At 68.4% G+C, this 26,908-nt stretch carries 27 protein-coding genes and 1 tRNA gene; 14 read left to right on the top strand and 14 right to left on the bottom strand.

Going from position 1 to position 26,908, the window contains the following annotated elements:
- The first annotated feature begins 165 nt into the window (after positions 1-165).
- The 5 genes from argS (at position 166) to scpB (ending at position 5,545) form a co-directional block, all read left to right on the top strand.
- On the top strand, positions 166-1,911 hold the full coding sequence (argS, locus tag Q344_RS0107855; RefSeq protein WP_028286203.1) for an arginine--tRNA ligase: 1,746 nt from the start codon (positions 166-168) through the stop codon (positions 1,909-1,911).
- Positions 1,912-1,993: 82 nt separating this feature from the next.
- On the top strand, positions 1,994-2,980 hold the full coding sequence (locus Q344_RS0107850; protein WP_028286202.1) for an SPOR domain-containing protein: 987 nt from the start codon (positions 1,994-1,996) through the stop codon (positions 2,978-2,980).
- 1 nt (position 2,981) lies between these two features.
- Positions 2,982-3,977: a glycoside hydrolase family 3 N-terminal domain-containing protein gene (locus Q344_RS0107845; RefSeq protein WP_028286201.1), complete on the top strand. Its 996-nt coding sequence runs from the start codon at positions 2,982-2,984 to the stop codon at positions 3,975-3,977.
- Between the two features lies 1 nt (position 3,978).
- On the top strand, positions 3,979-4,773 hold the full coding sequence (locus Q344_RS0107840) for a segregation and condensation protein A (RefSeq protein ID WP_028286200.1): 795 nt from the start codon (positions 3,979-3,981) through the stop codon (positions 4,771-4,773).
- Between the two features lie 55 nt (positions 4,774-4,828).
- Positions 4,829-5,545 carry an SMC-Scp complex subunit ScpB gene (gene scpB, locus Q344_RS23415; RefSeq protein ID WP_051630387.1) on the top strand — a complete coding sequence of 239 codons (717 nt, stop codon included), beginning with the start codon at positions 4,829-4,831 and terminating at the stop codon, positions 5,543-5,545.
- 23 nt (positions 5,546-5,568) lie between these two features.
- Here the strand turns inward: scpB and Q344_RS23410 are convergent, their stop codons facing one another.
- Both Q344_RS23410 and Q344_RS0107825 read right to left on the bottom strand, forming a co-directional pair.
- Positions 5,569-6,693 carry an MFS transporter gene (locus Q344_RS23410; RefSeq protein WP_036538476.1) on the bottom strand — a complete coding sequence of 375 codons (1,125 nt, stop codon included), beginning with the start codon at positions 6,691-6,693 and terminating at the stop codon, positions 5,569-5,571.
- A 12-nt stretch (positions 6,694-6,705) separates the two neighbouring features.
- Entirely contained in the window at positions 6,706-7,788 is a 1,083-nt protein-coding gene (locus tag Q344_RS0107825; RefSeq protein ID WP_028286199.1) for a 2'-deoxycytidine 5'-triphosphate deaminase, read from the bottom strand.
- A gap of 155 nt (positions 7,789-7,943) precedes the next feature.
- On the opposite strand from Q344_RS0107825, the gene Q344_RS0107820 reads away from it, so the two are divergent.
- From Q344_RS0107820 to Q344_RS0107810, 3 genes are all read left to right on the top strand, one after another.
- Positions 7,944-9,098, top strand: coding sequence for a thiolase domain-containing protein (locus Q344_RS0107820; protein ID WP_028286198.1), 1,155 nt, complete (start codon positions 7,944-7,946; stop codon positions 9,096-9,098).
- Complete coding sequence (locus Q344_RS0107815; RefSeq protein ID WP_028286197.1) at positions 9,099-9,494, top strand: Zn-ribbon domain-containing OB-fold protein; 396 nt, start codon at positions 9,099-9,101, stop codon at positions 9,492-9,494.
- 103 nt (positions 9,495-9,597) lie between these two features.
- Positions 9,598-10,392: a SpoIIAA family protein gene (locus Q344_RS0107810; protein ID WP_028286196.1), complete on the top strand. Its 795-nt coding sequence runs from the start codon at positions 9,598-9,600 to the stop codon at positions 10,390-10,392.
- Positions 10,393-10,415: 23 nt separating this feature from the next.
- Here the strand turns inward: Q344_RS0107810 and Q344_RS0107805 are convergent.
- The 7 genes from Q344_RS0107805 to Q344_RS0107775 form a co-directional block, all read right to left on the bottom strand.
- Positions 10,416-10,492, bottom strand: a tRNA-Pro gene (locus Q344_RS0107805).
- An 87-nt stretch (positions 10,493-10,579) separates the two neighbouring features.
- Positions 10,580-11,524 (bottom strand): MerR family transcriptional regulator, encoded by a 945-nt coding sequence (locus Q344_RS25360; RefSeq protein WP_036538473.1) that lies wholly within the window; start codon positions 11,522-11,524, stop codon positions 10,580-10,582.
- 9 nt (positions 11,525-11,533) lie between these two features.
- Entirely contained in the window at positions 11,534-11,836 is a 303-nt protein-coding gene (gene ihfA, locus Q344_RS0107795) for an integration host factor subunit alpha (RefSeq protein ID WP_028286195.1), read from the bottom strand.
- A gap of 98 nt (positions 11,837-11,934) precedes the next feature.
- Positions 11,935-12,909 (bottom strand): beta-ketoacyl-ACP synthase III, encoded by a 975-nt coding sequence (locus tag Q344_RS0107790; RefSeq protein ID WP_028286194.1) that lies wholly within the window; start codon positions 12,907-12,909, stop codon positions 11,935-11,937.
- On the bottom strand, positions 12,906-14,003 hold the full coding sequence (gene plsX, locus Q344_RS0107785) for a phosphate acyltransferase PlsX (RefSeq protein WP_028286193.1): 1,098 nt from the start codon (positions 14,001-14,003) through the stop codon (positions 12,906-12,908). Before plsX ends, Q344_RS0107790 begins: the two co-directional genes overlap by 4 nt.
- Before the next feature lie 22 nt (positions 14,004-14,025).
- The gene (gene rpmF / locus Q344_RS0107780) at positions 14,026-14,232 is read right to left on the bottom strand and encodes a 50S ribosomal protein L32 (RefSeq protein WP_028286192.1); all 207 of its coding nucleotides are present in this window, start codon (positions 14,230-14,232) and stop codon (positions 14,026-14,028) included.
- Positions 14,233-14,408: 176 nt separating this feature from the next.
- The gene (locus Q344_RS0107775) at positions 14,409-14,957 is read right to left on the bottom strand and encodes a YceD family protein (RefSeq protein WP_028286191.1); all 549 of its coding nucleotides are present in this window, start codon (positions 14,955-14,957) and stop codon (positions 14,409-14,411) included.
- A gap of 93 nt (positions 14,958-15,050) precedes the next feature.
- Between Q344_RS0107775 and Q344_RS0107770 the strand changes: the two genes are divergently transcribed.
- Positions 15,051-15,500 carry an outer membrane protein assembly factor BamE gene (locus Q344_RS0107770; RefSeq protein WP_036538902.1) on the top strand — a complete coding sequence of 150 codons (450 nt, stop codon included), beginning with the start codon at positions 15,051-15,053 and terminating at the stop codon, positions 15,498-15,500.
- A 127-nt stretch (positions 15,501-15,627) separates the two neighbouring features.
- Positions 15,628-16,365: a GNAT family N-acetyltransferase gene (locus Q344_RS0107765; RefSeq protein ID WP_028286189.1), complete on the top strand. Its 738-nt coding sequence runs from the start codon at positions 15,628-15,630 to the stop codon at positions 16,363-16,365.
- Positions 16,366-16,477: 112 nt separating this feature from the next.
- On the opposite strand, the gene phaZ is transcribed toward Q344_RS0107765, so the two are convergent.
- The gene (phaZ, locus tag Q344_RS0107760) at positions 16,478-17,740 is read right to left on the bottom strand and encodes a polyhydroxyalkanoate depolymerase (protein WP_028286188.1); all 1,263 of its coding nucleotides are present in this window, start codon (positions 17,738-17,740) and stop codon (positions 16,478-16,480) included.
- Between the two features lie 107 nt (positions 17,741-17,847).
- On the opposite strand from phaZ, the gene Q344_RS0107755 reads away from it, so the two are divergent.
- The 4 genes from Q344_RS0107755 to Q344_RS0107740 all read left to right on the top strand — a co-directional run bounded on the left by Q344_RS0107755 (position 17,848) and on the right by Q344_RS0107740 (position 22,114).
- Positions 17,848-19,650 carry a PHA/PHB synthase family protein gene (locus Q344_RS0107755; protein WP_028286187.1) on the top strand — a complete coding sequence of 601 codons (1,803 nt, stop codon included), beginning with the start codon at positions 17,848-17,850 and terminating at the stop codon, positions 19,648-19,650.
- A gap of 162 nt (positions 19,651-19,812) precedes the next feature.
- Positions 19,813-20,256: a phasin family protein gene (locus Q344_RS0107750; RefSeq protein ID WP_028286186.1), complete on the top strand. Its 444-nt coding sequence runs from the start codon at positions 19,813-19,815 to the stop codon at positions 20,254-20,256.
- 310 nt (positions 20,257-20,566) lie between these two features.
- A complete protein-coding gene (gene phaR, locus Q344_RS0107745; RefSeq protein ID WP_028286185.1) occupies positions 20,567-21,139 on the top strand; it encodes a polyhydroxyalkanoate synthesis repressor PhaR in 573 nt (190 codons plus the stop codon).
- A 3-nt stretch (positions 21,140-21,142) separates the two neighbouring features.
- A complete protein-coding gene (locus Q344_RS0107740; RefSeq protein ID WP_028286184.1) occupies positions 21,143-22,114 on the top strand; it encodes a LysR family transcriptional regulator in 972 nt (323 codons plus the stop codon).
- Here Q344_RS0107740 and Q344_RS0107735 read toward each other — a convergent pair.
- The 4 genes from Q344_RS0107735 to Q344_RS0107720 form a co-directional block, all read right to left on the bottom strand.
- Positions 22,111-23,325, bottom strand: a complete 1,215-nt coding sequence (locus Q344_RS0107735) for a DegT/DnrJ/EryC1/StrS family aminotransferase (protein ID WP_028286183.1) — start codon at positions 23,323-23,325, stop codon at positions 22,111-22,113. The two genes, Q344_RS0107740 and Q344_RS0107735, sit on opposite strands and share 4 nt — an antisense overlap.
- A gap of 184 nt (positions 23,326-23,509) precedes the next feature.
- Entirely contained in the window at positions 23,510-24,814 is a 1,305-nt protein-coding gene (locus Q344_RS0107730; protein WP_028286182.1) for an NAD(P)/FAD-dependent oxidoreductase, read from the bottom strand.
- Positions 24,811-26,169, bottom strand: coding sequence for a glutamine synthetase family protein (locus Q344_RS0107725; RefSeq protein ID WP_028286181.1), 1,359 nt, complete (start codon positions 26,167-26,169; stop codon positions 24,811-24,813). Before Q344_RS0107725 ends, Q344_RS0107730 begins: the two co-directional genes overlap by 4 nt.
- Positions 26,166-26,843 carry a type 1 glutamine amidotransferase gene (locus Q344_RS0107720; RefSeq protein ID WP_028286180.1) on the bottom strand — a complete coding sequence of 226 codons (678 nt, stop codon included), beginning with the start codon at positions 26,841-26,843 and terminating at the stop codon, positions 26,166-26,168. Before Q344_RS0107720 ends, Q344_RS0107725 begins: the two co-directional genes overlap by 4 nt.
- Between the last annotated feature and the right edge of the window lie 65 nt (positions 26,844-26,908).

Here is a 26,908-nt window from a genome sequence, read left to right as displayed (position 1 = left end):
GGAAGACCGGACCGGTCGCCTGCTTCCTCTTGCCGGAAATATCCCGGGGGAGTCGGGCCGCAGGCCCGGCGGGGGCAGCGCCCCCGGCAACGTCATCCATGGAGCGCCTTGTTGACCTTGCAGGGCGAAGTGGTAAACCGCGCGGGCCGACAAGGACCAATGCACATGAACCTTTTTTCCGAGATCCGCAGCCTGGTGGTCGACGCCCTGGCCGCCATGGAGGCCGCGGGCGAGCTGCCGTCCGGCCTCGACACCGCCAATGTGACGGTGGAGCCGCCCCGCGATGCGCTGCATGGCGACATGGCCACCAATGCCGCGATGGTGCTGGCGAAACCCGCCGGGGCGAAGCCGCGCGACATCGCCGAGACGCTTGCACGCCGGCTGGCCGAGGACCCGCGGATCGAGACCGCCGAGGTCGCCGGCCCCGGCTTCATCAACCTGCGGCTCGCCGCCACCGTCTGGCAGGGGATCGTCTCCCGGATCATCGGCGAGGGCGCGGCTTTCGGCCGGTCGGACATGGGCGCCGGGCAGAAGGTGAACGTGGAGTATGTCTCGGCCAATCCGACAGGCCCGCTCCACGTCGGCCACACCCGGGGCGCCGTCTTCGGCGACGCGCTGGCGAGCCTGCTGGACTACGCGGGCCATGACGTCACCCGCGAATATTACATCAACGACGGCGGCGCGCAGGTCGACGTGCTGGCGCGGTCGGTCTACCTCCGTTACCTCGAGGCGCATGGCAAGGAGGTCGAGTTCGCCGACGGCACCTATCCGGGCGACTACCTGATCGCGGTCGGCGAGGCGCTGAAGGAGAAGGTCGGCGACGCCTATCTCGGCCAGGGCGAGGAGGTCTGGCTTTCGGACGTCCGCGACTTCGCCACCGCGAAGATGATGGAGCTGATCCGCGAGGATCTGGCGCTGCTCGGCGTGAGGATGGATGTCTTCTTCTCCGAGAAATCGCTCTACGGCACCGGCCGGATCGAGGCGGCGCTGGCCGATCTCGAGGCGAAGGGCCTGATCTACGAGGGCGTGCTGGAGCCGCCGAAGGGCAAGACCCCCGAGGATTGGGAACCGCGGGAGCAGACGCTCTTCAAATCCACCGAGCACGGCGACGACGTCGACCGGCCGGTCAAGAAATCCGACGGCGCCTGGACCTATTTCGCCCCCGACATCGCCTATCACTACGACAAGGTGACCCGCGGCTTCGATCAGCTGATCGACGTCTTCGGCGCCGATCACGGCGGCTACGTGAAGCGGATGAAGGCGGCCGTTTCGGCGCTCTCGGGCGGCCGGGTGCCGCTCGACATCAAGCTCACGCAGCTCGTGAAGCTCTTCAAGAACGGCGAGCCCTTCAAGATGTCGAAGCGGGCCGGGACCTTCATCACGCTCCGCGACGTGGTGGACGAGGTGGGCGCCGACGTGACCCGTTTCGTCATGCTGACCCGCAAGAACGACGCGCCGCTCGATTTCGATTTCGACAAGGTGATGGAGCAGAGCCGCGAGAACCCGGTCTTCTACGTGCAATATGCCCATGCCCGGGTCGCCTCGGTCCTGCGCAAGGCGGCGGAGGCGGGGATCGAGCCCTCCGACGCGGCGCTTCAGGGCGCCGATCTGAGCGGGCTGACCCACGAGGCCGAGCTGACCCTGGCGAAGAAGCTCGCCGAATGGCCACGGCTGGTCGAGATCGCCGCGCGGACCCATGAACCGCACCGGATCGCCTTCTATCTCAACGAGCTGGCCAGCGATTTCCACGCGCTCTGGAATCGCGGGAACGAGGAGACGCAGCTGCGCTTCCTGCAGGAGGGCGACGCCGCCGCCACATTGGCGAAAATCGCCCTGCCGCGCGCGACCGCCGTTGTCATTTCGGCCGGTCTTGGTATTCTGGGGGTCACTCCGGCGCAAGAGATGCGATAAATCGCGCCATCGCCGGGGGGAGCAGGACGTCAGAAACAGACCGAACCGAATCCGGGGGTGACCCTCCGGCGAGCGAGGCGACATGGCACAGATGCAGGCAGACCACCGCGACGCGGCGGAGGACATGGGGATCCCGGTAGGACGACTGATCAACGGGGCGGCAGCCGCGCTGTCGCTGACGCTGCTCGTCGGCGTGGGGGTCTGGGGCTACAGGACCGTCATGCGCGACGTGTCCGGCGTGCCGGTGATCCGCGCTGCGGCCGGCGAGATGCGGGTCCGGCCCGAGGTGCCCGGCGGCACCCCGGCCGCGCACCAGGGTCTTGCGGTGAACGCCGTGGCAGCCGAGGGCACCGCGGCCCGCGTGCCCGACCAGGTGACGCTCGCCCCGCGCGGGGCGGACCTGACCGAGGAGGACGTGGCCGAGGCGATCCTGAAAGCGCCGCCCGAACCCGAGGTGCAGGTGGCCGAGGCGCCCCCCGCGCTGGACGAGGTGCCCGCGGAGCCTGCCGTCGACGACGAGGGCAACGCCACCGACGCCGGGATCCGTGCGCTGGCGGCGAGCCTTGCCTCGGGCGCGCGCAGCTTCACCGCCGAGGCCACGGACGAGGACCTGCCGCAGCCCGAGACCGCCGTGGCACGCGCCGGGGACAGCGGGGCGCAGCCGCTGCGTCCGCGCCAGCGGCCCGCTGCGCTGAAGGCCGCCTTCGCCGGCATCAGCTCGGGCGGTCTGCCGACGGCTGCCGCCGTGCAGGGCGGTCCGATCACCTCGACCCGCGGGGCCTTCGAGGTGAATGACATCGATCCCAACACGATCCAGGCCGGCACCCGCCTCGCGCAGCTCGGCGCCTACGATTCCGAAGAGGACGCCCGCAAGGACTGGCTCCGCCTCAATGCGAATTTCGAGGATTACATGGAGGGCAAGGACCGCGTGATCCAGAAGGCCTCCTCCGGCGGGCGGACCTTCTACCGCCTGCGCGCCATGGGCTTCAGCGACCTCTCCGACGCGCGCCGCTTCTGCGCGGCCTTCGTGGCGCAGGATGCGGAATGCATCCCGGTCGTGACGCGGTAGGATGGCGTTCGGGGCCACGATCCTCGACGCGGAGGGCCTGGCGCTCACCGCGGACGAGAGGGCGCTCTTCCGTGACGCCGATCCCTTCGGCTTCATCCTCTTCTCTCGCAACATCGACACGCCGGACCAGGTCCGCGCGCTCACGTCCGAGATGCGCGAGGCCGTCGGCCGCGACGTGCCGATCCTGATCGACCAGGAGGGCGGCCGGGTCCAGCGCCTCCGCGCGCCGCACTGGCGCGAGTGGCTGGCCCCCTTGGATCACGTCGAACGGGCAGGGGCCAAGGCCGAGACCGCGATGTACCTGCGCTACCGCATCATCGCGGAAGAGCTGCGGCTCGTCGGCGTGGATGCCAACTGCGCCCCGCTCGTCGATGTCGCCACCGACGAAACCCACCCCTTCCTGCGCAACCGCTGCTACGGCACCGACCCCGAGGAGGTCGCCGCCATCGGCCGCGCCGTGGCGCAGGCCCATCTCGACGGCGGCGTCTTGCCGGTCGTCAAGCACATCCCCGGCCATGGCCGCGCGGTCAGCGACAGCCACATGGAGCTGCCCGTCGTGAACGTCTCGCCCCTCGACTGGGCGACCTCCGACGCGGTGCCCTTCCGGGAACTGAACGACCTGCCGCTCGGGATGACCGCCCACATCACCTTCCCGGCCTGGGGCGAGAAACCCGCCACCCTGCATCCCGGCATGATCGAGGCGATCCGCAAGGACCTTGGCTTCGACGGGCTCCTGATGACCGACGACATTTCGATGAAGGCGCTTTCGGGCGCGCCTGCCGACATCGCGCGGGAAAGCCTTGCCGCGGGCTGCGACGTGGTCCTGCTCTGCAACGCCGATTTCGCCACGCGTGAGGCGGTGGCCGAGGCGTCGGGCCGCATGTCCGAAGCCGCCCAGACCCGCGCCGAACGGGCGATGGCCGCACGTCACGCGCCCGATTCCATTGACATCGACGCCCTGGACGCGAAGCTGGAGGCGCTTCTGAACGGCGGGTGACATGGCGGACGACGATTTCGAGGAAGACAAGCTGTCGGTGGCCGACCGCCTCGCCGCCGAGGCGCTGATCGTCGATGTCGAGGGCTACGAGGGGCCGCTCGACCTGCTGCTGACCATGGCGCGGACGCAGAAGGTCGACCTGATGAAGGTCTCCGTCCTCGAGCTTGCCAAGCAATACCTGACCTTCGTCGAGAAGGCCCGGGCGCTGCGGATCGAGCTCGCCGCCGATTACCTCGTCATGGCCGCCTGGCTCGCCTTTCTGAAGTCGCGCCTGCTGCTGCCCCCCGACCCGGAGGAGGAGGGCCCGTCGGGCGAGGAACTGGCGGCGCATCTGGCCTTCCAGCTCGAACGCCTCGCCGCGATGCGGGACGTGGCGGCCCGGCTGATGGCGCGCGACCAGCTCGGCCGCGACTTCTTCAAGCGCGGGATCACCGAGGACGTCACCCGCGTGCGCAAGGTGACCTATACCGCGACGCTGCTCGATCTGATGCAGGGCTATGCCCGCATCCGCACCAAGGACGAATTCCGCCCCTTCGTGATGGACCGCGAGCATATCCACACGATGGAGCAATCGCTCGAGCGGATGCGCAAGCTGATCGGCTTCGCGGGGAAGTGGACCGACATCGCGACCTACCTGCCCGAGGGCTGGACGGTGGACCGGATGGCCCGCCGATCCGCCCATGCGGCGACCTTCGCGGCGGCGCTCCAGCTTGCGAAGGAGGGGCTGGTGGAGGTCCGCCAGTCCGAAACCTACGCGCCGATCGAGCTGCGCCGGAAGGACCGGCCGCAGGAATGACTTGCGCATCCGGGGCGATCCGCCCAGAGAGCCAGAAACCAGACGTGGACCCGACGTGACAGAGACGCCGAACAACGACGCCGCGAACGACGACGGCCCGATCCGCGACACGCTCTTCGAGGCGCCGCCCGAGGCCGAGCAGGAGCGCATGGTCGAGGCCATCCTCTTCGCCTCCGCCGAGCCCGTGACCGTGGCCGACCTGAACGCCCGGATGCCGCATGGCGCCGACGGCGCGGCGGCCGTGCAGGCGCTCCGGCGGCGCTACGAGGGGCGGGGGGTCAACGTGGTCCGCATCGGCGACGCCTGGGCGATCCGGACCGCGCCGGACCTCGGCTTCCTGATGCAGAAGGAAACGGTCGAGACCCGCAAGCTGTCGCGCGCCGCAATCGAGACGCTGGCGATCATCGCCTATCACCAGCCGGTCACCCGGGCCGAGATCGAGGAAATCCGCGGCGTCTCGGTCTCGCGCGGGACGGTCGATCAGCTGCTCGAGCTTGAATGGATCCGCTTCGGGCGCCGCAAGATGACGCCGGGCCGCCCGGTGACCTTCGTGGTGACCGAGCAGTTCCTTGACCATTTCGGGCTGGAAGCCACCCGCGACCTGCCGGGGCTGAAAGAACTGCGCGCCGCCGGGCTGCTGGACAACCGGCCGCCGCCGGGCACCGCGCCCGAGACCGAGGAGGGGGCCGACGACGACAGCCAGTCGGACATGTTCCGCCCGCCGCTCGATCCGGAGGTCGAGGACGAGAGCGGGCCGGAAGACGGCGCGTAACGCACGCATATGGCGCGTTTCCGTCAGGCCCGCCGCGGCAGCGCGGCCTCCACGGCCCCCGCCAGCGCGATCACCGCCGACATCCCGGCACAGGCGACCAGCCCGCCCGCCTCGTAGGGGCCCCGGAACACCATCGCGCCCACGGTCACCCCCACATAGGTCGCCGCCGAGTTCAGCCCCATGATCGCCCCCCGCTGCCGTGCATCCAGCGCCGCGAGCCGCGAGACGACGAAGTTCAGCCCCGCATGCTGCGCGATGCCCCAGCACAGCGCGAGGATGAGAAGCGCCGCGTAAGTCGCTCCGCTCAGGGCCATTCCCGCATAGACGGCCACCAGGCCGCCGAATGCCAGCGTCCCCGTGAGCCTCTGCGGCAGGCGCGCCAGCGGACGGTCGAGGAACAGGGACAGCCCGAAGCCCGCCCCGTAGACCAGCGTCACGTAGCCCGCCCCGTCCGATCCCCGGCCGAGGGAGTCGCCCACATGCGCCCCGAGAAAGGCATAGGTGCCGTAGAAGCTGAGCATCAGGGTGAAGGCCGCGAAGAGCCCGCGGCCGATCCCGGGCACCCGGAGGGCGGTCAGCGGCGAGGTCGGGGCACCGCCCCGCGCGGCCTCGATCGGGGTGAGGCGCAGGGCGATCCGGACGGCCAATGCGAGGGTCAGGAACAGCCCGTAAACCGTTCGCCACCCGAGGTATTCCGCGATGAACCCCGCACCTGCCACGCCTGCGGTGAGCGCCAGCACCCAGCCCGAGAGGACCAGTCCGACCGCGCGGCTCTCCTCTCCGGGCTTCGCCATCTGCGGCGCAAGCCCGTAGATCGCGGGAAGCGCCATGCCCGCGCCGATCCCGCAGAGCGCCTGCGCCCCGATCAGCCACCAGAGCCCGGGCGCCAACATCGTCAGCACCAGCCCGACGATCTGGATGTTGAGCGCCTGTCCCAGGGCCCGGTCCGCCCCGATCACGTCGGCCCTCGGCGCGAGGAAAAGCGCGGATCCCATTGTCGCGAAACCGAAAGCCGCCGTCGCCTGCACCGCATGCGCCGGGTCGGTGCCAAGGTCCCGGCCTACGGTGCTGACGATGGGCGCGAGCGCCATCGAGACCGCGCCCACCACCGAGACGGCGGCGGTCAGAAGGACCAGCGGGCGGTTCATGGACGGATCAACTCAGCCCTCTACGGCCTTGAAATGCTTGGCGAGCTTCAGTCCCTGGCCCTGGTAGTTCGACGCGATCCCGGTGCCGTAGAGCGTCTCGGGCCGCTCCTCCATCCGCTCGTAGATCAGCCGGCCGACGACCTGCCCGTGCTCCAGCACGAAGGGCGCCTCGTGGCAGCGCACCTCGAGCACGCCGCGCGATCCTGCGCCGCCCGCCTCGGCCCAGCCGAAGCCCGGGTCGAAGAAGCCCGCGTAATGCACCCGGAACTCGCCCACCATGGCGAGGTAGGGCGCCATCTCGGCGGCGTGGTCGGGCGGGATGCAGACGGCCTCGCGGCTCACGAGGATGTAGAAGGCGCCGGGGTCGAGGATGATCTGGCCGTCGGAGGTGCGGATCTCCTCCCAATAGGCCTTCGGGTCGTAATGGCCGATGTTGTCGAGGTCGATGATCCCGGTATGCGGCTTCGCGCGGAAGCCCACGAGGTCACCTGACGCGGGCCGCAGGTCGACCGAGAAGCCCAGCCCCTCGTCAATCACCGCCTCGCCATCGACCAGCGGGACCTCCGCATGGAGCGCCCTGAGCGCCGCATCATCCAGCACCGCCGCGCCATCCCGGAAGCGGATCTGGTTGAGCCGCATGCCCGGCCGGACGAGAACCGAGAAGGACCGCGGGCAGATCTCGGCATAGAGCGGCCCTTCGTAGCCCTCGGGGATCCGGTCGAACTCCACCCCTTCGTCGGTGATCACGCGGGTCAGCAGGTCGAGCCGCCCGGTGGAGCTTTTGGCGTTGCAGACGGCCTCGACCCCGGTCGGCAGGGCGAGGCTCTCCATCAATGGCACGACGTAGACGCAGCCCTTTTCCAGCACCGCGCCGCCGCCCAATTCGAAGCGGTGCATCTCGAATTCCGCCAGCCGGCTGGCCACGCTCCGCCCCTCTCCGGCAAGGAAGGAGGCGCGCACCCGCCAGGCCCGCGTGCCGAGCCGCAGATCGAGGCTCGCAGGCTGGATCTGCGCCTCGGTCACCGATTGGGTCGCGCGGATCTCTCCGGCCTCGATCATCGTCTTCAACCGCTGGCTGGCGCAAATCCCGGTCATCGTCTTCCCCAAGGCCGCCCGTCCGACGGGCCGATCGGCCGGAGACTAAGGCCATCGCACATAGATGAAAAGTGGCCGCGGGGCCGGGGGGCGGCGTGGACTTCGACCGAAGCCCACGTAGGATCGCCCCCGAACCACGGGAACGAGGACAGCCGATGAGCATCAAGAGGAAGGCCTGCATCGCGGGCATCTACGAATACCCATTGCGAAAATGCCCCGACCAGTCGATCTGGCAGCTGCACGCCGCCGTCGCGGACGGCGCGCTGAAGGACGCGGGGCTGAGCTGGGAGGACGTGGACGGCTATTTCTGCGGCGGCGACGCGCCGGGCGGGGCGATGGCGATGGCCGATTACCTCGGGCTCACCAACCAGCTGACGCATTACGACACGACCGACACCGGCGGGTCCTCCTACGTGATGCACGTGGGCAAGATGGCCGAGGCGATCGTGATGGGCAAATGCAAGGTCGCGCTCTGCACGCTGGCCGGCAAGCCGCGCACCGCGCCGCCGACGCCGCGGGTGCCCGGCGCCGAACAGGGGTTCGAAGGGGGCTACAACGGCACGCCGCCGAACCTGTATGCGCTGGCCGCGCGGCGGCACATGCACGAATACGGCACGACGAGCGAACAGCTTGCCTGGATCAAGGTCGCGGCCTCGACCCATGCGCAATACAACCCGCATGCGATGCTGCAGGACGTGGTGACGGTCGAGGACGTGGTGAATTCGCCGATGATCGCCGATCCGCTGCACATGTTCGACTGCTGCGTGGTCTCCGAGGGCGGTGGCGCCTTCATCATGACGACGCCCGAGATCGCGAAGTCGCTCGGCAAGCCGATCGTGAACGTGCTCTCGGCGGCGCAGTTCCTGAAGGGGCAGGCGGGGGGCCACGGGATGGACCTGACGACCTCGGGCCTCGCGGTGTCCGGGCCGAAGGCGCTGGAGCTCGCGGGTGTCACCGTCGACGACATCAAGTACGCCTCGATCTACGACAGCTTCACCATCACCGTGCTGATGCAGCTCGAGGACATGGGCTTCTGCAAGAAGGGCGAGGGCGGCAAGTTCGTCCAGGACGGCAACCTGATCTCGGGCCAGGGGCGGCTGCCCTTCAACACCGACGGCGGCGGGCTCTGCAACAACCACCCCGTGAACCGGGGCGGCATGACCAAGGTGCTGGAGGCCGTCCGCCAGCTGCGCGGCGAGGCGCACGAGAAGGTGCAGGTGCCGAACTGCGACATCGCCCTCGTGACCGGCATCGGGGGGACGCTGACCGTCCGCCACGGGTCCGCAGCAGCAATTCTGGAGCGTGGATAAATGACCGAGATGATTCACAAGTACCCCAAGGTCGCCAAGAACGAAGAGACCAAGCCCTTCTGGGACGCCGCGCAGGAGGGCAGGTTCCTCGTCCGCCGCTGCCCCGCCTGCAAGGAGATCCACTGGTATCCGCGCACGCTCTGCCCGCTCTGCCACAAGGCCGAGACCGAGTGGGAAGAGCATTCCGGCGAGGGCGAGATCTACACCTGGACCGTGATGCGCAAATCGCCGACCGGGCCCTTCGCGCTTGGCTACGTGAAGCTCGACGGCGGACCGCATGTCTACGTCCGCTTCCGGGACGGCGTGACCGAGGGGCTCGAGATCGGCAAGCGGACCCGGATGGTCTTCGACAGGATCAGTGACGAGGACGTCTACCTCTTCGCCGATCTGGCCTGACCTTACTCGCCTTAAGGTGTATCAGCGCCCGCCACCTTGCAAGGATGGCGGGCGTTCTGCATTCTGTTTGCAGCGTTTCCCTCATGCCCCCCGGAGGTTTGCCATGCTCACACTCGACACATCCGACACCCCCCTCCTGCGGATCACCGCGGGCGGCGAGGTCACCCGCGAGGAGGTGCGCCGGTTCTACGAGGAGTTCGAGGCGGCGCTCGACATCGCGGGCCGCGCCGGGCTGCTGGTCGACCTGAGCGGATTCGAGGACATCGAGCCCCGGGCGATGCTCGAGGACATGGTGAAGGAATTCGGCCTGCTGGACGACCTCGCCAGGATGCCGCGCTGCGCGGTGGTGACGGGCAACCGGACGATCGCCGGGATGATCCGCTACACCGCGCCGCTTATTCCCCGGATGGATATGCAGGCCTTCCCGCCCGAGGAGGGCGCGGCGGCCGAGGCCTGGGCACGCGATCTTCCGCCGCCCCGGCCGGGGCGCAAGGATCTTCCGGGGCTCACCATGCTGGACAGTGGCTCGCCCGACGTGCTGGCCTTCGAGGTCGAGGGCTATATCGACGACGACCACATCGACCGGATCACCGCCCCGTTCCGGGCGCGGCTGGAGCAGGGCGGGCGGTTCAATGCGCTGGCCCGGATCAAGCGGTTCGGCGGCTTCGATCCCGAGATCCTCTTCGACAAGTCCCTGCTGGGCATGAAGTGGGACGCGGTGCACGCGCTGCACCGCTATGCCGTCGTCACCGATTCCGGCTGGGTCGGGCCCTTCGCGGGCATCGCGCGGATGGTGTCGGATGTCGATGTGAAGGTCTTCCCGACCTCGGCCGAAGAGACGGCCTGGGCCTGGGTCAAGGAGCCGATCCCGAAGGAGGCGCCGTCCACCGCGATGTGAAGAGGTGCTGGCAGCGTGTTTTATGGTCGGGCTAGCAGGACTCGAACCTGCGACCTTCCGTCCCCCAGACGGACGCGCTACCAGGCTGCGCTATAGCCCGACGTGACGGGGTAGGTATCAAATCTGAGCGCGGGGGCAAGAGGCAAAATCGCCTTTCGCGCAGAAGGGCGCGCCGCCACAGCCGGCGTCAGCCCGCGTCGCTCTTGCGCGCCCAGGCCTGCAGGGTCCGCAGCAGTTCGGCGGCACGCGGGGCCGTGTCGGCCGGAAGCGGGGCGTCGCGTCGCGTCACCAGCTCCAGAAGGCCCGGTGCGGGGGCGAAGCTGTCGTCGGCCGGGTCGGCGGGCACATCGACCACCCGGGCGCGCGGCGATGGCGCAGGGGCCGGCTCTGCGGGCGCGGGCGGGGTGGCCTCCATCTCTGCGGGGGGCATGTCCGGCTCCGGGGCCTCGCCGGCCGGGAGGGCCGTTTCCGGCTGGTCCGGGCGGCCGATGTCCTGGTCGTGGTCGAAGAGGGGGCCGGGGGCGATCTCCGCCACATCCTCGGAGATGCCTTCGTGATCGGCCCCGGCCTCGATCTCGGTGGAGATGAGGGGCTTGTCCTCCGCGGCGCCGGGCGCAGGGACGGGCGTGCCTGCGTCCGGGTCGCGCCCGGTCGTCGCGGTCTCGGCTTCGGAGCCGGTCCGGAGGGGGTCGCTTGCAGCACCCTCTGGCCCGGTCGGCGCGGGCTTCGGCGTGGCCCGGGACGGGGCGCGGCGCGCGGGCTCGGATTGCGGGCTGCGGAAGGGGACCACGGTGGGCGTCTCGTCCTCGGGCTCCACGCCTTCGGCCATCGGCGCGTCCGGGCCGTCGTCGAGGCTCACGCGCTTCGCACAGAGCCCGGCGACGTGTCCGACACCGCGTTCGCGCAGAAGCTTCTGCACGCCCTTGATGGTCATGCCCTCTTCATGCAGCAACTGCTTGATGCCGCCCAGAAGCTCCATGTCGCCCGGACGGTAATAGCGCCGCCCGCCCGCGCGCTTCACCGGCTTCACCTGGGTGAACTTGCTCTCCCAGAAACGCAGCACGTGGGCAGGCGTCTCAAGCCATTCGGCGACTTCGCTGATGGTCCGGAACGCGTCTGCGGATTTCGCCATCTGGCTGCCTTACTTCTTGTTACCTTCGGCAACCCGCTCTTTCATCATGTGAGACGGGCGGAAGGTGAGGACGCGGCGCGGGTTGATCGGCACCTCGGTCCCCGTCTTCGGGTTCCGGCCCATGCGGGCCGCCTTGTCGCGCACCGAGAAGGTGCCGAAGGAGGAGATCTTCACCTGTTCGCCGCGCACCAGCGCGTCGGACATGTGCGTGAGAACGGATTCGACCAGCTGCGCGGATTCGTTGCGCGACAGGCCAACTTCCCGGAACACGGCTTCGCTCAGATCCATCCGGGTCAGCGTCTTTCCACTCATGATTGTCCCTCGCCTTTTCAGGGTCAGGATATGCTCCGGCGAAAAAGCGAGTCAATAACGGGGACTTGGAAAGCGCAGTTGAAGCGGCGTTAACTCGCTTACCACCGCAGGACGACGGCGCCCCAGGCGAGCCCGCCGCCGATCGCCTCGGCCACCAGAAGCTGCCCGGGGCGGATCTTGCCCTCGGACACGGCGACCGAAAGGGCCAGCGGAATCGACGCGGCCGAGGTGTTGCCGTGATCCTGCACGGTCACGACGACCTTCTCCATCGGCACATCGAGCTTCTTCGCCGTGCCCTGGATGATCCGGATGTTGGCCTGGTGCGGCACGATCCAGTCGACGTCGTCATGGCCGAGCCCGGCCTTGCCGAGCGCGGCGTCCGCCGTCGCGGCCAGCTTGGCGACCGCCTGCCGGAACAGGGGGTTGCCCTGCATCCTCAACTTGCCCGCCGTGCCCGAGGTCGAGACCCCGCCGTCGACATAGAGCATCTCGCGGTAGCGCCCGTCCGAGTTCAGGTCGGTGGCCAGCACCCCGCGGTCCGAGGCATTGCCGGAGCCCGAACGCGCCTCGAGCACCAGCGCGCCCGCGCCGTCGCCGAAGAGCACGCAGGTCGAGCGGTCTTCCCAGTCCATGATGCGGCTGAAGGTCTCGGCCCCGATCACGAGGATGCGCTGCGCCTGGCCCGAGACGATCATCGCGTTGGCGGTCGAGAGGGCGTAGATGAAGCCCGCGCAGACCGCCTGGATGTCGAAACCGAAGCCGCGGGTCATCCCGAGCTCGTTCTGCACCATCGTGGCGACCGAGGGGAAGGTGAGGTCCGGCGTCGAGGTGGCGACGATCACGGCGTCGATGTCGTCGGCGGTGATCCCGGCGCTGTCGAGCGCCGCGCGCGAGGCGTGGGCGGCCATCCGGGACGTCGTCTCGCCCTCGGCGGCGAAGTGCCGGCGTTCGATGCCGGAGCGTGTCCGAATCCATTCGTCGGATGTGTCGAGGAACTCCTCGAACCAGGAATTTTCTACAACTCGTTCCGGTAGATAGTGCCCGATACCCGTCGCAACCGCGCGCGTCGTCATTCAGTTCCGCTCCCCTGCCTCTCGGCATCCTGTGTCAGGGAGGGAGAGGATGCAACCCGCGCAGCGAGCTTGTCACCAAAGCCTGAACGCGCGAGCTGGAATGCAAGTTTGACCGCGGCCGAAACGCCGGTGGCATCGGCCGATCCGTGGCTTTTCACCACCGTCCCGTTGAGCCCGAGGAACACCCCGCCGTTCACCCGCCGCGGGTCGATCCGCTTCTGCAGACGCCGCATCGAGGTCAGCGACAAGAGCGCCGAGATGCGGGAGAGGGGGGAATAGGTGAAGGCTTCCTTCAGCAGGTCGCCGATCAGGCTGGCCGTGCCCTCGCCGGTCTTCAGCGCCACGTTGCCGGTGAAACCGTCGGTCACGATGACGTCGCAGCGGTCGCCCGGGATGTCCCCGCCCTCGACGAAGCCGACGAAGTCGAAATTGCCTTCCGGCGCCGCCTGTTCGATCAGCTCGTCCGCCGCCTTGAGCTCGGCCCGGCCCTTGTGCTCTTCCGTGCCGACATTCAGCAGGCCGACGCGCGGCCGTTCGATATGCAGGCCGTTGCGGGCATAGGAGGCGCCCATCAGGGCGTATTGCAGCAGGTCGCGCTCGTCGGCGCGGATGTCGGCGCCCACGTCCAGCATCACGTTGAAGCCATGCGCATTGCGCGAGGGCCAGAGGATCGCGATGGCGGGGCGGTTCACGCCCGGCAGCTTGCGCAGGCGCAGCATCGACATCGCCATCAGCGCGCCGGTGTTCCCGCAGGAGACGCAGACCGTCGCCTCGCCCGAGCGCACCGATTCCAGCGCGGACCACATCGAGGTGTCCTTGCCGTGGCGCACCACCTGGCTGGGCTTGTCGTCCATGGTGACGACCCCGTGCGCGTCGCGAATCTCGATCCGATCGGCCAGCCATTGGCGGCGGCCGATCAGCTTCTCGAGCTCGGCGCGGGGGCCGTGCAGCAGGATGTGGATGTCGGGGTTCTTCTTGACGGATTCCGCGATGCCGGCCACCACCGCGGCCGGTCCACGGTCCCCGCCCATGGCGTCGACCGAAATGACAATGCGCCCCGTGACCGGGGCGCTGTCGGTATTCAGACCCGTCATGCGGAATCCCGCCAGACGCGCGTCAGGCCGCGTCTTCGTCCAGATCGATCTCGTCGGCCTGGGCGACGACTTCGCGGTCGGCGTAGTGGCCGCAGGCACCGCAGACGTGGTGCGGACGCTTCAGCTCGCCGCAGTTCGGGCACTCGTTCGGGTTTCCGGCGACGAGGGCGTCGTGGGCGCGGCGGTTGTTGCGGCGCGACTTGGAAACTTTGTTCTGTTGGACAGCCATGTCACAACCTCAGTTTGATCTGTGGGCCGCAGCCCGGTTTCTTGTTCCGGGCCTTTCGGCCCGCATATCCATCGCGAGGCTCTTAGTCTGACCAAGGCCCCGGCTTCAACCCCAATTGCGGATGAGGGCGCGAAAATACTTCCGACGCCTGCGGATGCAAGCGATTCGTTGGTGCCTCAGCCCTCGCCGCCCAGCTTGTCCTTCAGCGCCTTGAGCCCGGCGAAGGGTTTCACGTCCTCGTCGGTCATCGGCGCGGTGCCAGGCGCGGCGAAGTTCGCCTGTTCGAGCTCGGCCTCGGAGGCGCGGGGATAGAGGGGCAGGGCCAGGGCCAGCGCCTCGGTCATCACGGCGAAGGGGTCGATGCGGTCCGAAAGCGGCTCGACGCTCTCGTCCTCGGGCATTTCCATCTCTTCCGGCATGTCGGTGCTGTTGCGCAGCTCGGGCATGTAGCGGCGCTCCACCGGCTCCTCGATCCGCGTGCTCACGGGCACCAGCGTCACGACGCAGGGCTGCACCACGGTGGCGCCCAGATGGCCGCTCAGCCGCCAGCCGCGGGCCCCTTCGGGCGAGACCTCGCCGACGAAGGAGACCTTGCGCAGGTCCTTCAGTCCGAGCTCGTCGCGCAGCGCCTCGACCGTGTCGGGTTGCGGCCGCAGCTCGAAGGCCGTCGGACGCGCCGTGGACATGTCGGCGATGCGGAGGGGTTTCTGCGCGGGGTCGGCCATGCCGCGATCTTCCTTTCTTGAACCGGTTGGCAGGGTTATGTAAGCCAGATAGAGCGCCGGAACGGGCGGAACAAGAGGGTGACGATGTCGGGCATGACGAAGAGATTTGCGCTCACCGCGGCGGCAGCGGTCCTGGCGGTCGGCGTGGCGTGCTCTCCGATCTACCAGGATCACGGCTATGTTCCGCTCGAGCGGGAGCTCCGGACGGTTCAGGTCGGCGCCGACACCCGCGAGACGGTGAAGGAGAAGCTGGGCGATCCCTCGACCGGCGGCGTGGTCAGCGACGGCGATTATTACTGGGTGCGCTCGCGGATGCGGACCATCGGCCCGGCCAAGCCCGAGGTGATCGAACGCGAGGTCGTGGCGGTCAGCTTCGACAGCGCCGGCCGTGTGGCCAATGTGGAGCGCTTCGGCCTCGAACAGGGCCGCGTGGTGCCGATCTCGCGCCGGGTGACCTCGTCCTCGACCGCGAACAAGGGCTTCCTGCGCCAGCTTCTGGGCAATCTCGGACGGTTCAACGCCGGGGACTTCATCGGCGGCTGATCCCGGCACGCGTGGCGAATCGGGCACGCAAAGCGCGGATTGCGCGCGGGCTTCATCGGCGCGTCATATCTTGCGGCTGTTCTGGCGCGGTACATATTCCCCAACGGGACCGACGCGAGGAAGGCCGATGCTCACGCTCACCAAGGGCCGCTACACCGCGCGCTTCGCCGAAACCTCCGCCGATGTCGAGGCGGCGCAGCGGCTGCGCACCCTGAGCTTCCTGGGCGATCCCGGCGCGCCGCTCGACGCCGACGCCTTCGATGCGGTCTGCGATCACGTGCTCGTCGAGGATACGCGCGACGGCACGCTGGTCTGCTGCTTCCGGATGCTGCCGCTCGCGGCGGGGCACGAGATCGACCGCTCCTATTCCGCGCAGTTCTACGAGCTCTCTGCTCTGCGCAGCTTCGAGGGCCGGATGGTCGAGATGGGGCGCTTCTGCATCCATCCCGCGCATCGCGACGGCGACATCCTCCGCGTCGCTTGGGCGGCGATGACGCGCTACGTGGACGACACCGGGGTCGAGATGCTGTTCGGCTGCTCCTCCTTCCACGGCACCGACGCCGCGCGCTACCACGACGCCTTCGCCATGCTGAAAGAGCGCCATCTCGCACCCAGGCGCTGGCTGCCGCGGGTGAAGGCGCCCCGGGTCTTCCGCTACGCGCAGGCGCTGCGGCGGGCGCCCGATGCGAAGCGCGCCATGCTGGGCATGCCGCCGCTGCTGCGGACCTACCTGCTGATGGGTGGATGGGTCAGCGATCACGCAGTGGTGGACACGCAGCTGAACACGCTGCACGTCTTCACGGGGCTGGAGATCGGGTCGATCCCGGCGGCACGCAAGCGGCTGTTGCGGGCGACGGCGGGGTAGGGCGGGCGAGGCTCTCGCAGAGCGCGGCGGGGCGCTGCGGCGAGCCGGGCCGCGTCGTGGCGAAACGGCAGGTTGGAGGGATCGGGCCGGGCATGAGCCCGGCCCCATCCCGTCAGGTCGCGACCTTGAGTTGCGCCTTGGACGCGCCGGAATTGGCGTCGATGAAATCGAGCACCAGCGGCCGGATGTTGTTCCGCCAGGACTTGCCCGCGAAGATACCGTAATGGCCGGCGCCCGGCTCCAGGTGGCTGGCCTTCTTCGCGTCCGGCAGGCCGGTGAGCAGGTCGAGCGCGGCGAGGCACTGGCCCGGTGCCGAGATGTCGTCGTTCTCGCCCTCGACCACCTTCACGGCGACGCGGGTGATCTTGCCGATGTCGACCTTGCGGCCGTCGACGACGAATTCGTTCTTCGCGATCTCGAGGTCCTTGAACACCCGCTCGACGGTCGAGAGGTAGAATTCTGCCGTCATGTCCATCGTGGCGAGGTATTCGTCGTAGAAATGGTTGTGCCGGTCGTTGTCCGAGGCCTCGCCCTGCGCGGTGCGCATGATCTGGTCGCTGAAGGCCTGCGCGTGGGTGTCGAGGTTCATCGCGATGAACGAGGTGAGCTGCAGAAGGCCCGGATAGACCCGCCGCCCGACGCCCGCGTATTTGAAGCCGACCTGCTGGATCGCGGTCTCTTCGAGATGGCCCATGGTGACGCGGTTGCCGAAATCGGTCACTTCCGTCGGCGTGGCGTCCGGGTCGATCGGCCCGCCGATCAGCGTCAGCGTCCGGGGCTGCGCATCGGGATCGACCTCGGCGAGGTAGGCGGTCGCGGCCAGCACCAGCGGCGCGGGCTGGCAGACGGCGATCACGTTGATGTCCGGCCCGAGGTGTTTCATGAAATCCACGCAGTAGAGCGTGTAATCCTCGATATCGAACTTGCCCTTGGACACCGGAATGTCGCGGGCGTTGTGCCAGTCGGTGATGTAGACCTCGGCGTCCGGCAGCAGCGACTGCACGGTCGAGCGCAGCAGCGTGGCGTAATGGCCCGACATCGGCGCGACCAGCAGGATCTTGCGCAGCTTCTCTTCGCGGCCCTGCACGTTGAAATGGATCAGGTCGCCGAAGGGGCGCTCGATCACCTTCTCGACGCTGACCACGTGGTCGCGGCCGTCGTTGCAGGGCACGGCGTTCAGACCCCAGTCAGGCTTGACCACCATGCGCTTGAAGGACCGTTCGGTCACCTCGCCCCAGGCGGCCATCCATTGCAGGCCGGGGTTCGGGACCATGGCAAATGCCGGGTATGAGGCAAAGGCCTGCGCCGAGGCGCCCAACCACTGGTTGGTGTTGCGCATCGTCTCCATAAGATCGTAGGTTGCCATAAAGCGCATGGGCGTCTCCTTTCGGGTTCGGGCGAGCTCGGCTCATCCGTCGCATGCCTCCCCGAAGGCGACGTCAGCGATGCTGCACAGCAGCAATCTAGGGGGGATTCGTGACGATGACAACTCGGGACAAGGGTGAAGGTAAAGGTGGCCCCGAAACCGAGCACGTGGAACGGCTCAATGAAAATCTCGCGCGGGTCGAGGATTTGTCGCAACGCCTCGTCGCCGCGATCTCGCGCCGGAGCGCGGCGCGGCCCGAGCTGAACGCCCCCGATCCGGAGGTGTTTTCCCGCGCCGTCGGCGCGTACTGGCAGGAGATGATGCAGAACCCGGCCAAGATATTCGAGCACCAGTTCGAATATTGGGGCAAGTCGGTGAAGCATTACCTCGAGGTCCAGCAGACGCTGGCGAAGGGCACGCTGGCCGCCCCGCCGGACGAGACGCCGGACGACCCGCGCTTTTCGAACCCGCTGTGGAAGACGCACCCCTATTTCAACTTCATCAAGCAGCAGTACATGCTGAACGCGGCCGCCATCACGCAGGCGGTGGAGGATGCCGAGGGGCTCGACGAGGTCGAGCGCCGGCGGCTGAAGTACTTCTCGCGCCAGATCGTTGACATGATGGCGCCCACGAATTTCCTTGCCACCAACCCGGATGCGCTGGAGCGCGCGGCCGAAACCGAAGGGCAAAGTCTCATCGACGGGCTCGAGAACCTGGTGCGCGACATCGAGGCGAACGACGGCGAGCTTCTGGTGCGGCTGTCGGACGTGAACGCCTTCCGGCTGGGCGAGAACATCGCGACCGCGCCGGGCGAGGTGGTCTATCGCAACCACATGATGGAGATCATCCAGTACGCTCCCGCCACCGAGAAGGTGCACGCGGTCCCGCTGATCATCTTCCCGCCCTGGATCAACAAGTTCTACATTCTCGACCTGAAGCAGCAGAATTCGCTGATCCGCTGGATCACCGAACAGGGCTTCACGCTCTTCGTCGTCTCCTGGGTGAATCCGGACGCGAGCTACCGCGAGACCGGGCTCGAGGATTACATCGAGGACGGTTTCCTCGCCGCGATCCGCGAGGTGAAGGAGATCACCGGCCAGACACAGGTGAACGTCGTGGGCTACTGCATCGGCGGCACCACGCTGGCGCTGACGCTCTCGCTGATGAAGAAACGCGGCGACACCTCGGTGAAGTCGGCGACCTTCTTCACCGCGCTGACGGATTTCTCGGACCAGGGGGAATTCACGCCCTTCCTGCAGAACGACTTCATCGACGGGATCGAGGCCGAGGTGGCCGAACGCGGCTACCTGCGGTCCCACATCATGGCGCGGACCTTCTCGTTCCTGCGCTCGAACGACCTGATCTATCGGCCCGCCATCCGCAGCTACATGATGGGCGAGGCGCCGCCAGCGTTCGACCTGCTGTTCTGGAACGGGGACGGGACGAACCTGCCCGGCCGCATGGCGGTCCAGTACCTGCGCGACCTCTGCCAGGCGAACCGCTTCACCACCGAGGGTCTGCCGATGCTGGACGAGGTGCTGCACGTCGCGGACATCGACCTGCCGGTCTTCGCGGTGACCTGCCAGAACGACCACATCGCCGCGTGGAAGGATTGCTACCGGGGGATGCGGCTCACCCGGACGAAGGACATGACCTTCGTGGTCTCGGAAAGCGGGCATATCGCCGGGATCGTGAACCCGCCCTCGAAGAAGAAATACGGGCATTACACCAACCCCGACATAAGCGGTGACGCCGGGGCCTGGTTCGAGGCGGCGGAGTTCACGGAAGGCTCGTGGTGGCCCCGCTGGGGCAAGTGGCTGGCCAAGCGCTCCGGCAGGAAGGTGGCGGCCCGCGAACCGGGCGACGCGACTCACCCGGCCCTCGCGCCGGCGCCCGGAACTTACGTTAGGTCGGCCTGACCCTTCACAGGCCGCCCGCTATCCGGCGGATTTTGCTGCTTTTTGCTGCGCTGCAGAAAAAATCCTTGAAATGCTGCGCTGCAGCATGCATATTCCATTGCGAGACAAGAGATACCCTGGCCCGATTGGCGCAGGGGAGTGTGATAAAAAGGATTCAAGGCAATGGCAAATACCCAAGACTTCACCGCCATGATGAAAGACATGATGGGCGCCTTCCCCGTGGACACGTCCGCGTTCGAGGATGCCTTCAAGACCCATGCGACCCTCGGCGAGAAGCTGTCGGGCGTCTACCTGGAAGCCGCCGACAAGTCGGCCGAGATCTCCAGCAAGTGGACCAAGGACACCCTCTCGAAGGTCTCCGACCTGACGAAGGCCAAGAAAGAGCCGGCCGACTACGCCAAGGCGATGACCGATTTCGCATCGGCCTACGCCGAGATGTCGGCCGAGCACATGGCCGCCTTCGCCGAGATCGCGAAGAAGATGCAGTCGGAAACCATGGAACTCATGATGACCGCCGGAAAAGACATGTCGGACGACGCGTCGGCCGCCGTCAAGAAGGCCACGAAGGACGCGACCGCCGCGACCAAGAAGGCCGCAGCGAAGTAATCGCGCAATCTGCACCCCTCATGCTCCTCCCTTTTCCCGGGGTGCGGTAGGATTGGGCGGGCTCCGGCCCGCCCTCTTCTGTCGACGTAACGAGTGCCCGGAGGGCATCGACGGCCGCGCGGACCCGCTCCGCGTGGCCGTTGTTCTGTCTGCACCTCGCCGGCGCAGGGGCCTGGATGCAGCCGCAGCGAGTGCGCGGAGGGCACGCTACCCTTCCGTATGGTTCCGGGGGGCCAGCACATTGATTTCTTTTCTTTTGTAATAGCCTGTCCTACGCTTCGCCGCAGTGCTGCAATGCGGAGGATGCGCCATGGCCGAGACCGAACAACCGCTGCTGATCAAGCGTTACGCGTCGCGCCGGCTCTACAACACCGAGACCTCCGACTACGTGACGCTCGAGGACATCGCCTCGTTCATCCGGGAGGGGCGCGAGGTGCAGATCGTGGATCTGAAGTCCGGCGACGACCTGACCCGGCAATACCTGCTCCAGATCATCGCCGAACACGAGGGCCGGGGAGAGAACGTGCTGCCGCTGGCGGTGCTGACCGACCTCGTGCGGAGCTACACGACCTCGGCCTCGACCGTGGTGCCGCAGTTCCTGCAGATGTCCTTCGACATGCTGCGCGACGGCCAGTCCAAGATGATGGAGAACATGTCGACCATGAACCCGATGGCCAAGATGCCCGGGTTCGAGGCGATGCAGGCCCAGCAGGAAGCCTTCCTGAAGGCGATGACCGGCGGATTCTCGGGCAACTGGAGCGGGCCGGGTCGCGAGGATGACGACCGGCCGCGGGGGAAATCCGGCGACAAGGGCGAGGACCTCGAATCCATCAAGGCCGAGCTCGCGAAGCTGCAGAAGAAACTCTCCGACCTCGACGGCTGAGCCGTGGCCGGCGCAGCGGGACCGGCGCGCATCACCCTCTGGGGCATCGAGGTCTTCGTGGCCACCGCCGAGGAACGGTCGATCTCGGCCGCGGCGCGCAGGCTCGGGGCCTCGCCCTCGGCGGTGTCGCAGCAACTCACCAACCTCGAGGCGGCGCTCGGCGCGACGCTGCTGCTGCGCAGCGCCCGGCCGGTGGTGCTGACCTCGGCCGGAGAGGCGTTCCGACGCCGGGCCGAAGCCATCCTGAACGAGGCCGCCCAGGCCCGGACCGAGGTGCAGGGGACGGAGCATGCGCCGCTCGGGCGGCTGCGGCTCGGGATGATCGACGATCTCGAGGCCGACATCACGCCGCCGCTGCTCACCCGGCTGGCGGAGCGGTTGCCGGGCTGCCAGTTCCTGCTCGAGACCAACGCCAGCCATGTGCTCTACGACCAGCTCGACGCGCAGGCGCTCGACCTGATCGTCGCGGCCGAGATGGGGCCGGCGCAGAGCTGGGCCGAGGTCCATCCGCTCTGGTCCGAGGATTTCCTCGTCGCGGTCCGGGCGGGCGAGGTGGACGCGGACGGCGACCTGCTGGCCCAGCTCCGCGACCGGCCGCTGGTCCATTACACCACGCGCCACCACATGGGGCGGCTGGTGCAGACGCACCTCGTCCGGCTGAACCTGACGCTGGCGCACCGGTTCGAGCTCGACAGCTACCACGCGCTGCTCGCCATGGTCGGGCAGGGGGAGGGCTGGACGATCCTGCCGCCGCTGGCCCTGATGCGGGCGCGGCGGCTGCTGCCCGGCCTCGACATCCTGCCGCTGCCGTTCGAACGGCTCTCGCGCCGGATCGTGCTGTCCGCGCGTGCCGGACAGCTCGGAGAGCTGCCCTCGCTGGTCGCGGAGGAAACGCGGGAGCTGCTGGACCGGCTGGTCCTGGGGCCGGCCGGAGAGGCCTATCCCAGCCTGAAGGGCAAGGTGACGCTGCTCTAGGTGCCGAAGCGGGGCTGCCGGCCCATGACGTCTTCGGCCGCGCCCAGGATGGCGTCGGCGATCACGTCGAGCTCGGCCAGAGTCAGCCGCGCGGGCAGGCGGGTGTCGCAGGCCTTCATCAGCATCGCGCGCGTCTTCGGCAGATCCGGCGCGGGCCCGAGGAATTCCCAGTTCCAGAACGTCCGCGCGTTGTCGGCGGACAGTCCGAAGACCTGCACCTTGACGCCCCGGGCGGCGGCCGCGTCCTGGAAGGCGATGGTCTCGTCCGTGCCGAAGCCCACGAGGTTGAACTGAAGCGAATCCGGCGCGCGCTCCTCCGGGGCCAGCTTCCCGGGCACCTCGAGGAAGGGCGAGCGGTTCAGCCGCGCGGCGACATGGTCGTGGTTGCGACGCCCGTCGCGGACCCGGCGGGCGACCTCGGGCAGCTGCGACCGGGCGATCACCGCCGACAGGTTCGACAGCCGCGTGTTGTAGAGCGGCAGGCGGTTCTGCCAGCGGGCGAAGGCCTCGTCGAGCGCGGGGGAATTGTCGCCATGCGGGCGCGCATGTTTCTTCCAGTTGTGCTCGTAGGCGCCGGACATGATGACAGCGCGGGCGATGAGCTCGGGATCGTCGGTGACGAGGATCCCGCCCTCGCCCGAATTGACCAGCTTGTAGCTCTGGAACGAGAAGCAGCCGATCCGGCCCAGCGTGCCGATCGTCTTGCCGTGCCAGGTGGTCCCCAGCGAATGCGCCGCGTCCTCGATCACCGGAAGGCCCGCCGCCTCGGAGAGCGCCATGATCGCGTCCATGTCCGAGGTATGTCCGCGCATGTGGCTGATCAGGACCGCGTCGGCGCCGGGGAGCCTGGCGGCGAAATCCTCCATGTCGATGCGGTAATTGTCGCCCACCTCGACGAGGACCGGCGTGCAATCGGCATGGACCACCGACGACGGGACGGCGGCGAAGGTGAAGGCCGGGATCAGCACCCGCGCCCCCCGCGGCAGGTCGAGCGCCTTCAGCGACAGGAAGAGCGCGGCCGAGCAGGAGGCGACGGCCAGCGCGTATTTTGCGCCCAGCATCTCGGCGAAATCGCGTTCCAGCAGGGTGACGGGCGCGTCACCGGGCGCCGTGTAGCGAAAGAGGTCGCCCGAATGGAGAAGCCGCTCGACCTCGGCCCGGGCGGCTTCGGGGATCGGCTCGGCGTCGTAGACGTTCGGCGGAAGGGGCATTGTTCGGACTTCCTGAACTGCTCTTTCCGGTTTTCTAAACGATGAGGGACTGAACGCAAAATGAATTCACTCCGTCGAAGGTGTCCTCGACCGGGATCGCCGGGGCGGGGGCGGCATCAGGCAGAACGGCGGCGCGCACCCTGCGGCCCCCCTGTGCCTCCGGAACGCGCCCGGGCCGGCCCCTTCAGACCCCCAGCCGGTCCCTGAGCGCGAACCACGTCATCGCAAGCACCAGCAGCGGCGTCCGCAGCGCCGGACCGCCCGGGAAGCGCGGCGTCGGCATGCGGGCCATCGTGTCGAACCCCTCGGCCTCGCCGCGGATCGCCTGCGCCATCAGGAACCCGGCGTGGGTCGCTGTCCCGACCCCGTGGCCCGAATATCCCGAGGCCGAGAGCACGTTCGGCGCCAGCCGCGCGAATTGCGGCAGCCGCTTCATCGTGATCGCCAGCGTCCCGCCCCAGGCGTAGTCGATTCGCACGTCCTTCAGATGCGGAAACACCTCGGTCATCGGCTTGCGGACCTTGGCGGCGATGTCGGCCGGGAAGCGGTAGCCATAGCTTTCGCCGCCACCGAAGAGCAGGCGCCTGTCGTGGCTCAGCCGGAAGTAGTTCACGACGAACTTGTCGTCCGCCACCGCCACGTCGCGGGTGAGGACCTTCGCAGCCTCCTCCCCGAGCGGCTCCGTCGCCGCGACGAAATTGTTGATCGGCATGACCCGCGCCGCGACCCGGCCGTCCAGCGCACCGAGATAGCCGTTGCAGCCCAGCACGAGGTGCCGTGCCCGGACCCGTCCGCCCGCGGTGTGCACCACGACCTCGGCGCCCTCGTCGATCCGCTCGACCCGGGAGCCCTCGTGGATCACCGCACCGGCCCCCGCGGCAGCCCGCGCCAGGCCGAGCGCGAAGGCCAGCGGGTGCAGGTGCCCCGCGCCCATGTCGAGCACCCCGCCGCGGTATGCGGGCGAGGGGCAGAGCGCGCGACAGGCCGCCTCGTCCAGCAGCTCGATATGCGGATAGGCATAGCGCGCCTGAAGATGGGCGGCGTAATCGTGGAGGTGATGCACCTCGCCCTCCGAGCCGGCGGTCCAGGCGACGCCGGGCTTGAGGTGGCACTCGATCCCGTGGCGGTCGACCAGGCCCTTGACGCAGGCCTTGGCCTCTTCGCCGAGCGCCCAGAGCTTGGCCGCGTCCTCCGGCCCGACGATCTTCTCCAGCGCCATCTGGTCCTGCCGCTGGCCCGAGCCGAGCTGCCCGCCGTTCCGGCCCGAGGCGCCGAAGCCGACGCGCTGCGCCTCGAGCAGCACGACCGAGAGCCCGGCCTCCGCCAGGTGCAGCGCGGCCGACAGCCCGGTGTAGCCGCCGCCGACCACGCAGACATCCGCCGTGGTCTCTCCCGACAGCGCGGGGAAGGGCGGCAGCAGCCCGGTCGTCGCGGCGTACCACGACGGCGGATAGGTTCCGGGCCGGTCGTTCGCGTCGAGCAGGTTCATACGTTCATAAGCAGGTGTTCGCGCTCCCACGGAGAGATCACGCCGAGGAATTCCTCGTACTCGGTCCGCTTCACGATGGAATAGACCCGGCAGAACTCCGGCCCCAGCACCTCGGCCAGCGCGCCCGCCTCGTCGAAGACGTTCAGCGCCTCGCCCAGCGTGCGGGGGAAGTCGCCTTCGCCCTCGTAGGCGTCGCCGCGGAACTGCTTGTCGGCCCGCTCCTCGCGCATCAGCCCGAGGTAGCCCGCCGCGAGCGAGGCCGCGATCCCGAGGTAGGGGTTGCAGTCCATGCCCGCCACGCGGTTCTCGATCCGGCGCGCCTCGGGCTCCGAGATCGGCACCCGGATGCCCGTGGTGCGGTTGTCGCGCCCCCATTCGAGGTTGATGGGCGCCGCATGGTCCTTCACGTAGCGCCGGTAGGAGTTCACGTAGGGCGCCAAGAGCGGGATCGCCTCGGGCAGGTGATGCTGAAGCCCGCCGATGAAGGTGTAGAAGGCATCCGTCTCGCCGCCCTGCGGGCCGGTGAAGATGTTCTTGCCGGTCTCCACGTCCAGCACGGAATGGTGGATGTGCATCGCGCTGCCGGGTTCGTCGGCGATCGGTTTCGCCATGAAGGTGGCGAAGCAATCGTGCCGCAGCGCCGCCTCGCGGATCAGCCGCTTGAAGTAGAAGACCTCGTCGGCGAGCTTCACCGGGCTGCCGTGCCGCAGGTTGATCTCCAGCTGGCCGGCGCCGCCCTCCTGGGTGATGCCGTCGATCTCGAAGCCCTGCGCCTCGGCGAAATCGTAGATGTCGTCGATGACCGGGCCGAATTCGTCGACCGCGGTCATCGAATAGGCCTGCCGCGCGGCGGCGGGACGGCCCGAGCGGCCCATCATCGGCTCGATCGGCTTTGCCGGGTCGAGGTTGCGGGCCACGAGGTAGAATTCCATCTCGGGCGCCACGACGGGTTTCCAGCCCTGTTCCTCGTAGAGCTGCACGACGCGCTTGAGCACGTTGCGCGGCGCGAAGGGGATCGGGTTGCCCTTCCGGTCGAAGGCGTCATGGATCACCTGCAGCGTCCAGTCCCCGGTCCAGGGCGCCGCGGTGGCGGTGGACATGTCGGGGCGCAGGATCATGTCGGGCTCGATGAAGCCTTCCTCGCCCGCGGCCTCGCCCCAGTCGCCGGTGATCGTCTGGAAGAAGATCGAGTTCGGCAGGTGGAAATGCTTCTGCCGCGCGAATTTCGAGGCGGGCACCGCCTTGCCCCGGGCGATGCCCGGCAGGTCGGCGATGACGCATTCGACCTCGTCCAGGCGGCGGTTCTCGAGGTAGAGCCGGGCGGATTCGGGCAGGCTGTCGGTCCAGTCGCTCATGCCGGTTCCCCCCGGAAGACCTTGGCGAAGCGATCGGCCATCGCCTGCTGGGCCGTGGCCTCGCCGAGCGTGCCCGTCGCGGTGTCGAGCAGATCCTGCGGCACGACGCCGGGCCCGCGCTCGGCGATCAGCCCGCCGATGAAATCGCCGCCGTATTCGGGATGCGGCTGGACGGTGAAGATGCGCCCGCCATAGGACAGCGCGGCGTAGCGGCAGAAGTCCGACTCGCCGACGACCTCGGCCTCGGGCGGAAGCTCCGTCACCTGGTCCTGGTGCCAGGCGTTGAGCGGCAGCTCCTCGCCCTCGATGCGGTAGATCTTGCGGCCGACGGACCAGCCGCCGGGATGTTTGGCGACCTTGCCGCCGAGCGCCTGCGCGATGATCTGGTGCCCGAAGCAGACGCCGACCAGCGGCACGCCCGCGGCATGGATCTTGCGGATGAGCGCCTCGAGCGGCGGGATCCAGGGGTGGTCCTCGTAGGCGCCGTGTTTCGAGCCGGTGATCAGCCAGCCATCGCATTCGAGAGGATCTTCCGGGACCGTCCCGCCCTCCACGTCGTAGGAGACGAAGTCGAAACCCCGTCCGGCCAGGAGCCGTGCGAACATTTCATCGTAATCGCCCATCTCCTCCAGGGATGGAGGGACATGGCCGGTCTGCAATATGCCGATTTTCATGGATCACCGTTGGTTGGTGCCCGGACCCTAGAGGAGCCCGCCGGGACCGGCAAGGGCGCGGGGCG

The organism is Pseudooceanicola nanhaiensis DSM 18065, from assembly GCF_000688295.1.
In the GTDB taxonomy this organism is placed as follows: Bacteria; Pseudomonadota; Alphaproteobacteria; order Rhodobacterales; family Rhodobacteraceae; genus Pseudooceanicola; species Pseudooceanicola nanhaiensis.
This window is presented reverse-complemented; position numbering and strand designations above follow the sequence as displayed.